General features: G+C 46.2%; 14 protein-coding genes and 1 tRNA gene. 14 read left to right on the top strand and 1 reads right to left on the bottom strand.

All coding sequences use genetic code 11. The annotated features are described in order from the left end of the window. Positions 1 to 3: 3 nt before the first annotated feature. The 7 genes from V1L52_RS07250 to V1L52_RS07220 all read left to right on the top strand — a co-directional run bounded on the left by V1L52_RS07250 (position 4) and on the right by V1L52_RS07220 (position 6,184). The gene (locus V1L52_RS07250) at positions 4 to 894 is read left to right on the top strand and encodes a MinD/ParA family protein (RefSeq protein WP_428771798.1); all 891 of its coding nucleotides are present in this window, start codon (positions 4 to 6) and stop codon (positions 892 to 894) included. Positions 895 to 954: 60 nt separating this feature from the next. Beyond that, positions 955 to 1,836, top strand: a complete 882-nt coding sequence (locus tag V1L52_RS07245) for a hypothetical protein (RefSeq protein ID WP_428768321.1) — start codon at positions 955 to 957, stop codon at positions 1,834 to 1,836. A gap of 18 nt (positions 1,837 to 1,854) precedes the next feature. Then, positions 1,855 to 2,643, top strand: a complete 789-nt coding sequence (whiG, locus tag V1L52_RS07240; protein WP_428768319.1) for an RNA polymerase sigma factor WhiG — start codon at positions 1,855 to 1,857, stop codon at positions 2,641 to 2,643. Between the two features lie 15 nt (positions 2,644 to 2,658). Beyond that, on the top strand, positions 2,659 to 4,635 hold the full coding sequence (locus tag V1L52_RS07235; RefSeq protein ID WP_428768317.1) for a FapA family protein: 1,977 nt from the start codon (positions 2,659 to 2,661) through the stop codon (positions 4,633 to 4,635). Further along, positions 4,616 to 4,951: a hypothetical protein gene (locus V1L52_RS07230; RefSeq protein ID WP_428768315.1), complete on the top strand. Its 336-nt coding sequence runs from the start codon at positions 4,616 to 4,618 to the stop codon at positions 4,949 to 4,951. Before V1L52_RS07235 ends, V1L52_RS07230 begins: the two co-directional genes overlap by 20 nt. Before the next feature lie 2 nt (positions 4,952 to 4,953). Continuing rightward, the gene (locus V1L52_RS07225) at positions 4,954 to 5,595 is read left to right on the top strand and encodes a hypothetical protein (protein ID WP_428768314.1); all 642 of its coding nucleotides are present in this window, start codon (positions 4,954 to 4,956) and stop codon (positions 5,593 to 5,595) included. A 211-nt stretch (positions 5,596 to 5,806) separates the two neighbouring features. Next, positions 5,807 to 6,184 (top strand): hypothetical protein, encoded by a 378-nt coding sequence (locus tag V1L52_RS07220; protein WP_428768312.1) that lies wholly within the window; start codon positions 5,807 to 5,809, stop codon positions 6,182 to 6,184. Here the strand turns inward: V1L52_RS07220 and V1L52_RS07215 are convergent. Further along, entirely contained in the window at positions 6,181 to 6,498 is a 318-nt protein-coding gene (locus tag V1L52_RS07215) for an addiction module antidote protein (protein WP_428768310.1), read from the bottom strand. The two genes, V1L52_RS07220 and V1L52_RS07215, sit on opposite strands and share 4 nt — an antisense overlap. 123 nt (positions 6,499 to 6,621) lie before the next feature. On the opposite strand from V1L52_RS07215, the gene V1L52_RS07210 reads away from it, so the two are divergent. From V1L52_RS07210 to V1L52_RS07180, 7 genes are all read left to right on the top strand, one after another. Beyond that, positions 6,622 to 6,694 (top strand) — tRNA-Phe (locus V1L52_RS07210). Between the two features lie 115 nt (positions 6,695 to 6,809). Next, positions 6,810 to 7,733 carry an ankyrin repeat domain-containing protein gene (locus V1L52_RS07205; RefSeq protein WP_428768308.1) on the top strand — a complete coding sequence of 308 codons (924 nt, stop codon included), beginning with the start codon at positions 6,810 to 6,812 and terminating at the stop codon, positions 7,731 to 7,733. Beyond that, positions 7,730 to 8,935 carry a UDP-N-acetylglucosamine--N-acetylmuramyl-(pentapeptide) pyrophosphoryl-undecaprenol N-acetylglucosamine transferase gene (locus V1L52_RS07200; protein ID WP_428768306.1) on the top strand — a complete coding sequence of 402 codons (1,206 nt, stop codon included), beginning with the start codon at positions 7,730 to 7,732 and terminating at the stop codon, positions 8,933 to 8,935. The genes V1L52_RS07205 and V1L52_RS07200 overlap by 4 nt, the downstream gene beginning before the upstream one ends. Next, entirely contained in the window at positions 8,925 to 9,482 is a 558-nt protein-coding gene (locus V1L52_RS07195) for a CvpA family protein (protein ID WP_428768304.1), read from the top strand. The genes V1L52_RS07200 and V1L52_RS07195 overlap by 11 nt, the downstream gene beginning before the upstream one ends. Next, positions 9,475 to 10,704, top strand: coding sequence for a DNA polymerase III (locus tag V1L52_RS07190; RefSeq protein ID WP_428768302.1), 1,230 nt, complete (start codon positions 9,475 to 9,477; stop codon positions 10,702 to 10,704). Before V1L52_RS07195 ends, V1L52_RS07190 begins: the two co-directional genes overlap by 8 nt. A gap of 21 nt (positions 10,705 to 10,725) precedes the next feature. Further along, positions 10,726 to 11,907 (top strand): two-component system sensor histidine kinase NtrB, encoded by a 1,182-nt coding sequence (locus tag V1L52_RS07185; protein WP_428768300.1) that lies wholly within the window; start codon positions 10,726 to 10,728, stop codon positions 11,905 to 11,907. Positions 11,908 to 11,909: 2 nt separating this feature from the next. After that, entirely contained in the window at positions 11,910 to 13,271 is a 1,362-nt protein-coding gene (locus V1L52_RS07180) for a sigma-54-dependent transcriptional regulator (protein ID WP_428768298.1), read from the top strand. The last annotated feature ends 57 nt before the right edge of the window (positions 13,272 to 13,328 follow it).

Below are 13,328 nucleotides of genomic sequence, written 5' to 3'. Positions count from 1 at the left end.
ACTATGGAAGATCAGGCATCCGAATTACGGGCAATAATGCAGCGCCGTTTGGAAAAGGGCGAACCTTATCATGGAGACCGGGTTGTAAACGGGAACAAAACCCGTATTATAGCCGTCACCAGCGGTAAGGGGGGAGTGGGTAAAACAAATATCGCGGTAAATATGGCAATTGCTTATACGCAGGCCGGAAAAAGGGTTATTTTGATTGACGGCGATATGGGTATGGCAAACGTCAATGTACTTTTGGGAATTGCACCGAAGGCAAATCTTCTCGATGTAATCAACAACCGCAGGCGTATCTCCGAGATTATAACCGATACCGAATTCGGCTTTCAATTTATTCCGGGGGCAAACGGATTTTCACGCATTGCGAATTTGAGCACTGCAGAGATGGATTATTTTGCTTCGGAGTTTACGACCCTGTCGAGTGCCGATATAATCATTATAGATACGGGTGCGGGTATTGCGCAAACCGTTTTGGGCCTGCTTGCCGCCGCCGATGAAGTGTATGTCGTTACAACTCCCGAGCCCACATCGATTACCGATGCATACGGCATTATAAAGATAATCGCAACGGAAATGCTGGACAACAGACCCAACCTGAAGCTTTTGGTAAACCGGGCTCATTCGGCAGCCGAGGGTAAGCGGGTTGCCGAACGCATTATTACGATTGTCGGACAGTTTTTAAACTATCAAATAGATTATTTGGGGTTTATCTACGATGACCCCGCCGTATCCTCGTCGGTTTTGCGGCAAAAACCCTTTATCGCCGCCCAGCCGAATGCAAAGTGTTCCGTATGTATAAAACATATTGTCGGCCGTATTGAAAAAACAAAACTTGATACGGAGGAAGGTTTTGCCCGTTTTTTCAGAAAAATACGGCGAAAATGGTGATTGTCGGCAAAACGTCTTGACCTTAGGGCGATTTTGTCATAATCTAACAAGGGGGAGCCGGTGTTTAACCTGAAAACCGCAATAAAGGGAGCTGCCGCTGGCCTTGTTATATCTTTTATTGCAGGCATAATCGGTCGTGTAGATTTTCTCGTTATATTATTGCGCGCCTTATTATCGGCCGTATTTTCGGGAGCTTTGTTCGGCGGTTTGGGCGTTTTGTACAATATCTTTTTGGGAGGCGCCTCGGATGCGGATGTGTCTGCGGGAGTCGCCAAAACCTCTCCTTCCGGCAGTGTGGTCGATATAACCCTTGCCGACGATGAATTGCCCGATTCCGATGTTGCTCCCGATTTTGCACTGTCGCCCGGTACAAGGGTTATAGATACTCCTTCCGCTCCGGTTCGGTCTAAAGCTTTTACCGAAGGCCCTGCAGCGGAAGATTCGGATAAAACGGCGAAAAAGGATTTTTCGGCTTCAAGCGGAAACGATACCGGGACTGCTGAAGGTTTCCAGCCTCTTTCTCTCGGGCGTACGGCCGATTCGGCTTATGCGGAGGCTGCAAAAGAGACTGTGCCCGCATCCGGCAATGGGGCATCCGATTCCAAGGCTTCCGATGCTTCGGAAACTTATTCTTCCGAATCTTATGCTCGCGAAGAAAGTGCCGCTATCGATGATGCCGAAACAGTCGAAGAGGTTTCGGATGCCGAAGTTTTATCGGAAGGTGTTTCGGATACGGAAGCCGGCGATGCTCTTATTGACGAGCTTCCCGATATGGACGGTTTTGCTCCGGGTGAAGAGTATTATGAAGAAGACGATACCGATACGTTCAGTCCCGTATCTTCTTCGAGGGGGCCTGCTTCGCGTGCGGATAATCCCGTAGATATAAGCGATGCAAAAAATATAGCTGATGCTATACGGACTGCTTTGAAAAAAGAGTCGTAGACGGAAAGGGTGTGGAAGATGGCAGTTTCGCTTTTTGAGCAAAAAACGGAAGAAGAACTTTGGATTGAGTTTCGAAAAACGAACTCGATGCAAATTCGTGACGCTTTTATACGGCAATATATGCCGCTGGTTAAATATGTTGCCGGAAAACTCGCCGTCGGTATGCCCGGCAATGTCGAATTCGACGATTTGGTCGGCTTCGGCCAGTTCGGTTTGCTTGATGCAATCAATAAATACGACCCGGAAAAAAACGTTAAATTTCAGACCTATGCCGTCACCCGTATACGGGGCGCTATTTTCGACGAATTGCGTCAAATGGACTGGGTACCCCGTTCCATACGTCAAAAATCCCGCGAAATAGACGATACGGTCGTAGAACTTGAGTCGCGGCTCGGCCGTTCTCCCTCGGATGAAGAAGTTGCTTCGGCAATGAATATGAGCTTGGCCGATTATCACCGCATGGTGCTTAAAGTCTCCGGCACCAGTATTTTGTCTTTAAACGATGTATGGTACTTGGGTGAAGATGCCGACCGTATGTCCATAGGAGACAGTATTGAATCTCCGGCGAGTTTAAATCCCGACGTTATTGTCGAGCGCGAAGAGGTTAAGCGCATTATTACGGAGGCTATAAACGAGCTTCCCGAAAAAGAAAAAATGGTATTGGTTTTATACTATCATGAAGATTTAACCTTTAAAGAAATAGGGGCCGTACTGCAGGTTACCGAATCGCGTGTATCCCAGCTGCATAAAAGCGCAAACAGCCATTTGCGTACAAAGCTGACCAATATTCGCAAGGGGATTATGTAAGGGCGGAGGTTTTGTATGATTACCCTCGATACAATCAGAACCGAGATGGAGCAGCTGCTTGAAGTCGAGCAAAACCTCCGTTTTGTTGAAGTTCGTGCGGACAGCCTCGAAGAAGCGTTAGCCGATGCCGCCGCTCAGTTGGAAACCCGTCCCATACTCTTGGAATACGAAGTGCTCGAACAGGGCTTTAACGGTTTTGCAGGCTTAATGAAGCGGCCCTGGTTTATCAGAGCCTATCAAAATGCGGCATCTTTACAAAAGGCTGCCAAAAAGAAACGCGGTAAGGATATCCTTGCGGACGACCTTGAAGACGGCGGCAAGCCCAAGGACGTCAACGGTACCTTCTATGTCCGCTATTTCGGCTCGCAAATAAATCTTAAAGTTGTTCCGCCTATAGGCAAGGGTGTCCCCGTTAATTTTGAAGATGTAATGCTCCGCTTAAAGAGGTCGGATACGCTTTCCCTCGAAGAAAATATTGTTAAAAAAACGGTGGAGCAGGGCTCGGAAGGCGAGTATATACCGGTCGGCTTATATTCTCATAACCAGGCAGGCGATGCAAGTTTTTACGTCGATATAAGCGGCGACGAGATGAAAGGCTATATCGTCGCTTCGGCGCCGGCAACCGGAGGAGCCGAGATTTCCGCGGATCGTATTTTGCGTATGCTCGATTCGCAGCGGATTGTAGCCGGAATAAACAAAGAATATATAGAGGCCTTTGTGGACAATCCCGTGTACGGCACTCCCTATCTGGTGGCAGAAGGCTTGGTGCCCGTTGACGGACGGGATGCCTATATCGCATATAATTTTGAAACCGACCGTTCCAAGCTTCGTATAAAAGAAACCGAATCGGGGCAGGTCGACTTTAAAGAATTGAACCTTATTCAAAACGTTATCGAGGGCCAGCCCCTGGCACAAAAGATTCCCGCCGAGCGCGGGAAAGGGGGAAAAACCCTGTTCGGCCGCTATTTGGAAGCAAAAAACGGCAAAGATATCCATATTCCCATGGGTAAAAACGTTACCCTCGATACGGACGGCCGCACCGTTCTCGCCGCGGTCAACGGTCAGGTTTTACTTGTAAACGATAAAATAACCGTCGAGCCGGTTATGGAACTTGACGGCGTCAATATAAAAACCGGCAATATTACCTTTTTGGGTACGGTTATTATCAAAGGAAACGTTGAAGACGGATTCGACGTCCACGCTTCAGGCAATATCGAAGTACACGGCAGTGTAGGAAGCAGTCATCTTGAAGCCGATAACGGCGATATAGTCGTTTCTCAGGGAATAATGGGAAAGGATAAGGGAATCGTAAAAGCGGGCAAGTCCTTATGGGCTAAATTTATTCAAAATGCCGCCGTTGAATCCGGAGAATATATTATCGTCCACGACGGTATTATCAATTCGACCGTTACGGCAAACAAAAAGGTTATTGTCCAGGGAAAGCGGGCGAGCATCATAGGCGGCCATATTTTTGCAACCGAAGAAATCTATGCCAAAAATATCGGTAACAGCACCGGCGGAAGCGAAACGATTCTTGAAGTGGGGTTTGACCCGAAGGCGAAAAAACGCCACGACGAATTGATTGCTCTGCAGGAAAAACTTGCAAAAGAGCTTGATGAAATCGAATTGAACATTCAAACCCTGCAAAATCAAAAAAAGGTACGTAAAACCCTGCCGCATGATAAAGAAGAAAGCTTAAACTCCTTTATTGCACGGCAAAGCGATATTCAGGCGGAAACCGATGAAATGACCGTCGAAATTCAGGAACTGCAGGCTTATTTGCGCGAGTTAAAGGTTGTAGGTAAAATTTCGGTTTCGGGTATGGTGTATGCCGGAGTAAAGATTTTTATCCGCGATGTAAAAGAAGAAGTACGCAACGAAACCAAGGCCGTAACCTTTTTTTATGAAAACGGCTTTGTCCGTTACGGTAAATACGAGCCTCCTTCGGAAGAAGATACAAAACGGAGTCCGGATGGCTATTCAACCAATTGATTTGCAAACCCTTTATTCTCAATTGGGAACCGTATCCAAAACGGTCGCTCATCAACAACAGGGCATTCAATTGCAAAATGCCATTCAGCAGGATGAACACGGAAAACGTTTGCAGGAACTGCATCAAACGGTTGAAGCCGCTTCGGCAAAGGAAGACGGTCCGGGAGCGGTAAAAAATAATAAGGGCGGTTCTTCGGCGGAAGAAGAAAAAAAAGACAAAAAAAAGAAGGATGCACGGGAAGAAGAAAGCCCTGAAAAAGTATTTGAAGTTTTAAAAGACCCGCGTTTGGGCCGGCACATAGATATTTCGGGCTAGATATGGCTGAAGCGCTGTTATTGATTTTTCTTACGGTTATAAATCTCGTTTTATGGGCGGTTTTTTTTATCCGTTTTAAAAAAAGCTTTTCCCCCGATATTTTGCTTTCAAATATAAAAAACGAAGTTGATAAGCTCTTAATTGAAATAAACCGTACGGTCGATGAAGACATTACCCTTATGGAAAGTCGCCGCGAATCTTTGCGGGAACTTTTGCAAATCGCCGATAAGCGCTTATCTCTGCTGCAAAAAGAAGAAAACTCGCGTTTGCGCGAAGAAAAGGTGCTTAATAAACTTGCTCCGCAAAGCAAGTTTTCTTCCCGGAAAAAAACGCGTCAGGAGCAGCTCGATACGGGGTATACTCCTCCCGTTGCCGATGAAGGCATTCAGCTTGCCATCGATTTTGAAGCATACCGCAGCCGGGATACCGGCTCTGAGCCCGAAATCCGATTTCAGGGCCGAAATCCTCAAGATTCGGGTCCTGAAATACTTAACGAAGCGCCCGGAGAGGCCGAAAAAGAAATTCCTTTGCGGGATCGGGCTTTGAGCCTTTACGCGCAGGGTCTTTCAGCCGACCTTATTTCGCAGCGGCTTAAACTTCCCGTAAGCGCGGTACAGTTTATTATAGATACCTTCGGAGAGTAGGGGAGAGTACTGAAAATTAAAACAAGGTTCCGCCTTTACGCCGGACTGTTTTGATAATCGGCTCTTTGTCGCATTCCGATATATAATAAGAGGGATATCTATAATAATAAGAATGAAAAGAATACTGATTGGAATTGCCCAAAGAATTAATTGCCCTAAAAGCAGAAATATGGCTTTTGTATACTCTTTTCGGTATGCCAAATAGTTTTCTGTGAACAGAAATGCAGGTAAATTCCAGTTTGTTTTTGTATCGGAAGAATCAAATTTTTTAAATTACGTATATTTGGGTGTCTGTAAAGAGTCAATACCGTCATTAAGTAAGCGGACTATCGACACTTATGTGAGCGGCAGGGCGGTTATTCCGAATGCCGAGGTTGCGGTAAAGCTTGCAAGGGCCTTGGGTACGTCCGTAGAATATCTTGTTACCGGAACGGAATGTGAATCCTCACATATACAAAATGCCGATGATATGACAAAATTTAAAAAATATAAGCAGCTTGTGCGTGAAATAGACAGTCTTTCCCCCGAACTGAGGAATTCCGTTGCGGCACTCATTCATGCTGCCGCAAAAGTATCAAAATCGTCTTAGCTGTTTATTACTGCAGCACTCTCTTTGTTTACCGGTCCTATGGATATTTGTAAGTTTAAAAAATCAAGAACTTTAAATATTGTATAAAACGACGGATTGCCTTTTCCCGATAATGATTTATAAAGGCTTTCTCTACCCACTTGAATCTCTTTTGCCGCTTCACTCATGCCTTTAGAACGGGTAACATCGCCGAGAGCTTGGATAAAAAGTTCCGGTGTATTATCTTCACGTGCTATCTTCAGTATTTCATCCAAATACATAGCTATATCTTTTTGAGTATTTAAATAATCGGCAGCATCCCATTTTGTTATCATAACCTGCTTATACGCTATTTTATAAAATACAATTTGTCAAGTTTTATTTTGAAGAACATCAATTTTTTCCTCGTTTACCCGCTTGACACAAACCGTGCAAATATGTATTATATACAACGTTACGCCGCTGTAGCTCAGTCGGTAGAGCAATGGACTGAAAATCCATGTGTCGACAGTTCGATTCTGTCCGGCGGCATAAAGGGGCTGGCCAAAAACTCAGGTTTTTGAACAGCCCCTTTTAAATTCCGAGAATACGGCCCTTGTTCTGCGCGCCTTTTTGCCGTATTTAACCTTCAAGCTGCTGAAATCTTATGAATTGGTTGATAATTACGGGGAAAAAAGATAAAAGGCATACCGACGCCCTGACTTCTTTTTTTGACACAAAAAAAGTAAATTATACGATTTTAAAGGCGGATACCCGAAAATTTACGGCTTGCCATGAAAGTTCCTTCAAAAATTTTAAAGAGCTGCACGGTAAAATCGATGAGGCAACCCACTGTATTTGTTTAGATACCTCGGATATACCGCTGTCACCCCTCTTTATGTACGCGGCAGGTTTATTTGCGGGTAAAAAAATACCCGTTTTTTTAGTCCCCGGCGCGGGCAATATTCCCGATTTTATAGTCGGCGAAACGGGCACTCTTGTTTCCGATGTCGATGACTTGCTTGAAACTCTTAAAAAAGATTTTCCGATATACGTTAAGCTTGAAGTACAGGAAAAAGTCCGTAAAAAACTGTTTAAACTCGGGATTCCTCTTACACCCGATTCATTTTCAAACTACATTGCACGCGGCGATGAAAATACCGCATCTCTTTTCCCGAAGGCGGGTATGGATGTGAGCATCCGCGATTCGGCGGGGACTCCCATGCTCTGTATTGCCGTGCGCTGTAACAAGCCGGCGCTGGTTAACTGGCTTATAGAACAGGGGGCCGACATAGATGCGGCTTCCGAAGACCGCGGATACACGGCTTTGATGGATGCCGTATGGAAAAATAATTACGAAGTAGCCGAAACTCTCGTTAAAGCCGGTGCCCGTTTGGATACGGTTGCAAAGGACGGTCAGCCCCTTATGGTTCTTGCCGCAGGTATTTCCAATATAAAAATCTGCCGCCTTCTTTTTGAAAACGGCGGTGATGTGTGCATGAAAGATCGCATGGGTTTATCCGCCCTCGATTATGCAAGGGTATTTAAAAATCAGATTCCTATGGATTTATTTTCATCCGGCCGCCCATGAAAAAAATCGTAAAAACAGTCGTATGTACCGGAGGGGGTACGGGCGGTCATATCTATCCGGGGCTGGCGGTTGCCGATGAGCTGAAAGAGCGGGACCCTTCAGTGCGTATTATCTGGTTCGGTTCTTCTTCGGGCCGGGACAGGGATATGGTGGAGGCAAACCGCAATAGACGGGGACTTCCTTCCGTTGACGGCTTTGTCGGCATTCCCTCAGGTAAGCTCAGGCGGTATTTTTCACTGCAAAATCTGTTTGACCTGTTTAAAATCGCCGCCGGTTTTTTTACCGCCCTTTTTTATTTAAAACGTATAAAACCGCTTGCGGTTTTTTCGAAGGGGGGCTTTGTAAGCGTTCCGCCCTGTGCGGCGGCAAAGGTGCTCGGTATTCCCGTATATACCCATGAATGCGATTTTTCCCCCGGCCTTGCAACACGCTTAAACAGCCGCTTTGCCGCCTGTATTTTACTTTCGTATGAACAGTCGAAACGCTTTTTCCCCGAAAAACTGCAATCATCTCTTTTGGTTACGGGAAATCCCGTGCGCCCCGTTTTTTACGATGCCGATGCCGCTCAAGGCCGCGCTTTTTTGGATTTGAAAGATGCGGAATCCGAAAAGCCTCTTTTGCTTGTACTCGGCGGTTCAAGCGGGGCCCGGCAAATCAATGATTTGATTTTTAAAAATTTCGATTGGCTGTGCGAGCATTTTATCGTAGTACATCAAACGGGGAAGGGAAGCGATTATGAAAGGGCGGTGAGCGCCGAATTCGAAGCGGCGCGCTTGCGGAAGCGGTATCTTCCCTACGATTTTATCTATGCCCAGATGCCTCATCTTATAGCCGCCTGCGATATTGTCTTTTCGCGAGCGGGAGCAAACAGTTTGTGGGAATGCGCCGTGTGCGCAAAACCCATGCTTTTACTGCCCCTTGCCGGGGCGGGTACGAGAGGCGATCAGGTTGAAAATGCGGCTTGGTTTGTAAATCAGGGAGCGGCCCTTCTTTTGGAAGCGCAATCCGCTTCAAGCGCCGCCGGCGGGCTTCAACCGGATGCTTTGTCGGCTGCTTTAAAATCGCATCTTACACAAATGAAGGATGCCGGTTTCCGTTCCGATATGGGAAAATCCGCCTTAAAAGCTGCCGGAGGGGAAAAGTCCGCACGCAAAATTGCCGATATTCTATATACGGGAGTATTAGCACAACATGACATTTAATTTTCTTGACATAGTATTTATCGTCATTATTCTTTTTATTGCAATTCACGGTGCGGTAAACGGTTTTATAAAAGAGCTTTTCGGCAAGGCCTCCCTTGTTTTGGGTGTTTTGGCTGCGGTAATGTTTTATGCAAAACTTATGCCCTATATAAACCGTCATATTAAATCGGCCTTTGTATCGCAGATTCTCGCCTTTTTGTTGATATTTGTATTTGTGTATTTGATTGTCCGCCTGGTTCAGCATTTTGTGGGTACTTTTTTTTCGGGAGACATATTACAGGGTTTGGACCGTGCTTTGGGCTTTTTTTTCGGAGCTGCCGAGGGTTTATTGCTCATTTTCCTTGTACTCGTCATCTTATATGCACAGCCCTGGTTTAAAATCGGCTCCCTTGTGGATACAAGTTTTTTTCACACCGTTTTGGAAAAATTTTTGGCAAAACCCGTAAGCAGGGTGCAGGATTTTATTGCCGCATCTCCGTTTTTTGCAGGGGAAATGCCGATTCCGTTCCGGCTTTGGGACAAGGTTTTAGGAGGATTCCATGTTTGAAAACCTCTTATACCAAAATGCCGCCTCTCTTATCGGAGACGATATAAGGGGCGGAACGCTTCCCCAAGCCCTCTTATTTGCAGGGCCTGCAATGTCCGGAAAATTGACCGCAGCCTTGGAAACGGCGCGCGTTCTTTCCTGTTCGGCAAATCCGAAAGGAATGTGGCAGTGTACCTGTCCGTCCTGCTTAAAACATAAAAGTTTGGTAAGCCCGGAGCTGCTTTTAGCCGGAAGCCGCGACTGTACCTTGGAAATCGCCGCTGCGGCAAAAACGTTGAAAACGGCCGCACAAAACAATGCCTCATATATTGCGGCTGCCCGCTATCTTTTTGTACGAAGCGTTCGTAAATTGACAGCCCGCTTTAATCAGGTTTTATGGGGAGGGGATGAAAAAGTTTCAAAAATAGCCGCAATCACTTCGGTTATAGATGAATATTTGGAAGAACTGGATCCCCTTCGCCCCTTGCAGGAAGCCGATGCTTTGGAAAAAACGCTTGAAAATCTTTGCGCGCAATGCGTAAAGCTTGAATCTTCATTTATGTACGATTCTATACCCGTTTCTCAAATACGTAAAGCATCCTCGTGGGCGCGCCTTAGCGCATCCGAAGGAAAGCGTGTACTCATTTTCGAACACGCCGACCGTATGCAGGACAGCGTAAAAAACGCTCTTTTAAAAATTTTGGAAGAACCTCCTGCCGACGCGTTTTTTATTTTAACCGCCGAACGGAAAAACGCCGTTTTGCCTACAATTTTGTCTCGTGTCCGCACCTATAGCTTTAACGAACGCAGTGCAGAGCGCCAATCGGAAGTAGTCCGGCGTATTTTTCACGAAGACGGTTTCGATTCGATAGGTACCTATTTGAACGGCTTTTTGCCTGCAAGCGTAGAGGATATAGAGCGGGAAGCCCGCAGTTTTACCGATTCCTTACGGCATAACGACGTACCCGACATCGATGCTTTGGTAAAGCGTTTAAAGAATTTTGAACCGCGCATTATGCTTTCGCTTTTTTTTGACGGCGTGCTTCAGGCTTTGCCGCGCAACACAGCTGCCGAAGGCCCGCAAACCGCGGATGCTGCAAGTATTGCCTATCGTACGCGTATAGGAGAAGCGCTTCGGCGTTCGTATGAGTACATACGCGTATATAACCAATCGCCCGTTTCCGCATTGGAAAGTTTGGCTTATGCGTTTTTGGAAGAGTCTTTTTCCGATTGCGCATCTTAAAAGGACTGACAAAAAATACCGATGAGGGGCTTTGTTAAACGCTTAAACGATAAGATTTCAAAGTTGACTCCCGAGCAGATTCAGCGGCTTTTCGATGTTTTAAATGACGAAGCCGAATTGCTTGATGCCGTTTTTGAATCCTTGAGCACCGGTCTCATTGTCTGCGATTCTCATTGGCAGCCGGTCATCGTAAATAAGGCGGCTCAGATGTATATTCCCATGCATATGCAGTGTCCTTCATCGGCTTGCGTGTGGGAGCAAATCCGTGATGAAAGCATTGCCGATTTTTTAAAAAGCAGCAGCGATACGCAAAAAAAAGTTATAAGCGAAGATTTTACCTTGAGCGGTACCGGAGGCTCCGTACGCTTTGTACATATAGCGGTGCTCCCCCTTGTGCGTTCAAAAAAAATTGCAGGCTATATTATTCAAATTGACGATATAACCGAAAAACACAGGCGTGAAGTGCTTATGCGGCGCATGGAAAATCTTGCAAGTTTAACAAACCTTGCCGCAAGCGTCGCGCACGAAATAAAAAATCCGCTCGGAGCAATCAGCATTCATATACAGTTGATTCAAAAAGCCCTTAAAAAAGCCCGTAAAAGCGGCGGAAAACTGCCCGATGAAAAATATGCCGAAAAATATCTTGAAACGGTTACCGAAGAAATAGACAGACTCAATCAAATAATTGTGGACTTTTTATTCGCCGTCCGTCCCGTCAGTGCCGAATTGGAAGCTTTAAATCCCGTTCCCCTTTTGCAAAGTTTTGCCGATTTTATAAAAGCCGAACTTGAACAAAAACATATCGGCTTACAAACCGAATTTCCTGCAAAAGCACCGCACATTATGCTCGATTCAAAACTTTTCCGGCAGATTTTGAACAATTTGGTTCAAAATTCCGTTGCGGCAATGCCCGACGGAGGCGTTTTATGGATAAGTGCCGCGGCAAAAAACGACCGCTTTGTCGTAAGCGTTGCCGATTCGGGAGAGGGCATGGATGAAAAAACAGTCGGCCGTATATTTGAACCCTATTTTACAACCAAGGCCCAAGGTACGGGTTTGGGCTTGACTATGGTGTATAAAATCGTTAAAGAATTCGGGGGCGACATAGATGTCAAATCCTTTCCGGGAGAGGGAACAATCTTTGCCATGTCTTTTCCGATACCGCAAAAAGAAAGGCGGCTTTTGGAATATAACGGAGAATAAACATGCAGTATACGATTTTAATTATCGATGATGAAAAAAACATACGTGAAGGTCTTGCAGCCGCTCTCGAACTTGAAGATTACACGGTCGCTTTGGCCGCCGACGGTAAGGCCGGCTTGGAGCGCATTCAAAAGGGCGATATAGACCTTGTGATAACCGATTTACGCATGCCGAAAATAAGCGGAGAGCAGGTTCTTGCAAAGATTGCCGCCGAAAATCCGGGAATCCCCGTTATCGTTCTTACCGGACACGGCAGTATAGACAGTGCAGTCGATGCGATGAGAAACGGCGCCTACGATTTTTTAACCAAGCCTTTAAACCTTGACCAGTTGATTCTTATCGTAAAGCGCGCCCTTCAGGGAAGAGAACTCGCCTTAAAGCATAAAGAATTACAGGAAGAATTAAACAGCCGTAAATCCTTTGAATCGATTATAGGAAAAAGCGCCGAAATGCAGCGAATCTTTGAAACGGTGCGTAAAGCCGCAAGTTCAAAGGCCTCCGTCCTTATTACCGGAGAAAGCGGCGTCGGTAAAGAATTGATTGCGAATGCCCTGCACAATTTATCGCCCCGGCATGAAAATCCCATGATTAAGGTACACTGCGCCGCCTTATCTGAAAGTTTGCTTGAAAGTGAATTGTTCGGCCATGAAAAGGGCGCTTTTACGGGAGCCCTTGCACGCAAACGCGGCCGTTTTGAACTTGCACATAAGGGTACGATTTTTTTGGACGAAATCGGCGAAATCGACCAAAACGTGCAGATAAAGATACTGCGCGTTTTGCAGGATAAACGCTTTGAGCGCGTCGGCGGCGAAGAAACCGTTGAAGTCGATGTGCGGCTTATAACCGCGACAAACCGCGATTTGGAAAAAGAGGTTGCCGAAGGCCGCTTCCGTGAAGATCTGTACTACAGGCTGAATGTCGTCCATATTCACGTACCGCCCCTCCGCGAGCGGCGCGATGATATTCCCCTGCTTATTACGGCCTTTTTGCAGGAATTTGCAAAAGAAAACGGAAAAAACATCGAAGGTATAGATGCCCGCGCCCGCGCCGCTCTTTATAAATTCGACTGGCCGGGAAATATACGCCAGCTTCGCAACTGTTTGGAAAGTGCGGTTGTTATGTGTTCGGGTTCCGTTATAAAACTTGAAGATTTGCCGCCGACGATTGCCGGAAATGCCGAAGCCGATTCGATTGCAGTCCCTGCAGGCATTACAATGGCCGAGGCGGAAAAAATAATCATAAGACAAAACCTTGCAATCAATAAGGGAAATAAATCGAAAACCGCCGACATCCTCGGCATAGGGCGTAAAACCCTTCACCGCAAACTCGACGAATACGCCGAAGAAGACGGTAACGCAACATAGCATGCGCTTTCACAACGCAAGTGAGAAAGCGTTTAAAATAATGAGAGTTTTGCCGCC

This window comes from Treponema sp. HNW, from assembly GCF_050320395.1.
Taxonomy (GTDB): Bacteria; Spirochaetota; Spirochaetia; order Treponematales; family Treponemataceae; genus Treponema_C.
Note: the sequence above shows the minus strand (reverse complement) of the source record. Positions and strands in the feature narration are given on the sequence as shown.

Bases quoted from the DNA above. Each gene is read 5' to 3' on its own strand.
- V1L52_RS07250 (WP_428771798.1), top strand. From the start codon at position 4: ATGGAAGATCAGGCATCCGAATTACGGGCAATAATGCAGCGCCGTTTG.
- whiG (WP_428768319.1), top strand. From the start codon at position 1,855: ATGGCAGTTTCGCTTTTTGAGCAAAAAACGGAAGAAGAACTTTGGATT.
- V1L52_RS07235 (WP_428768317.1), top strand. From the start codon at position 2,659: ATGATTACCCTCGATACAATCAGAACCGAGATGGAGCAGCTGCTTGAA.
- V1L52_RS07230 (WP_428768315.1), top strand. From the start codon at position 4,616: ATGGCTATTCAACCAATTGATTTGCAAACCCTTTATTCTCAATTGGGA.
- V1L52_RS07225 (WP_428768314.1), top strand. From the start codon at position 4,954: ATGGCTGAAGCGCTGTTATTGATTTTTCTTACGGTTATAAATCTCGTT.
- V1L52_RS07215 (WP_428768310.1), bottom strand. From the start codon at position 6,498: ATGATAACAAAATGGGATGCTGCCGATTATTTAAATACTCAAAAAGAT.
- V1L52_RS07205 (WP_428768308.1), top strand. From the start codon at position 6,810: ATGAATTGGTTGATAATTACGGGGAAAAAAGATAAAAGGCATACCGAC.
- V1L52_RS07200 (WP_428768306.1), top strand. From the start codon at position 7,730: ATGAAAAAAATCGTAAAAACAGTCGTATGTACCGGAGGGGGTACGGGC.
- V1L52_RS07195 (WP_428768304.1), top strand. From the start codon at position 8,925: ATGACATTTAATTTTCTTGACATAGTATTTATCGTCATTATTCTTTTT.
- V1L52_RS07190 (WP_428768302.1), top strand. From the start codon at position 9,475: ATGTTTGAAAACCTCTTATACCAAAATGCCGCCTCTCTTATCGGAGAC.
- V1L52_RS07185 (WP_428768300.1), top strand. From the start codon at position 10,726: ATGAGGGGCTTTGTTAAACGCTTAAACGATAAGATTTCAAAGTTGACT.
- V1L52_RS07180 (WP_428768298.1), top strand. From the start codon at position 11,910: ATGCAGTATACGATTTTAATTATCGATGATGAAAAAAACATACGTGAA.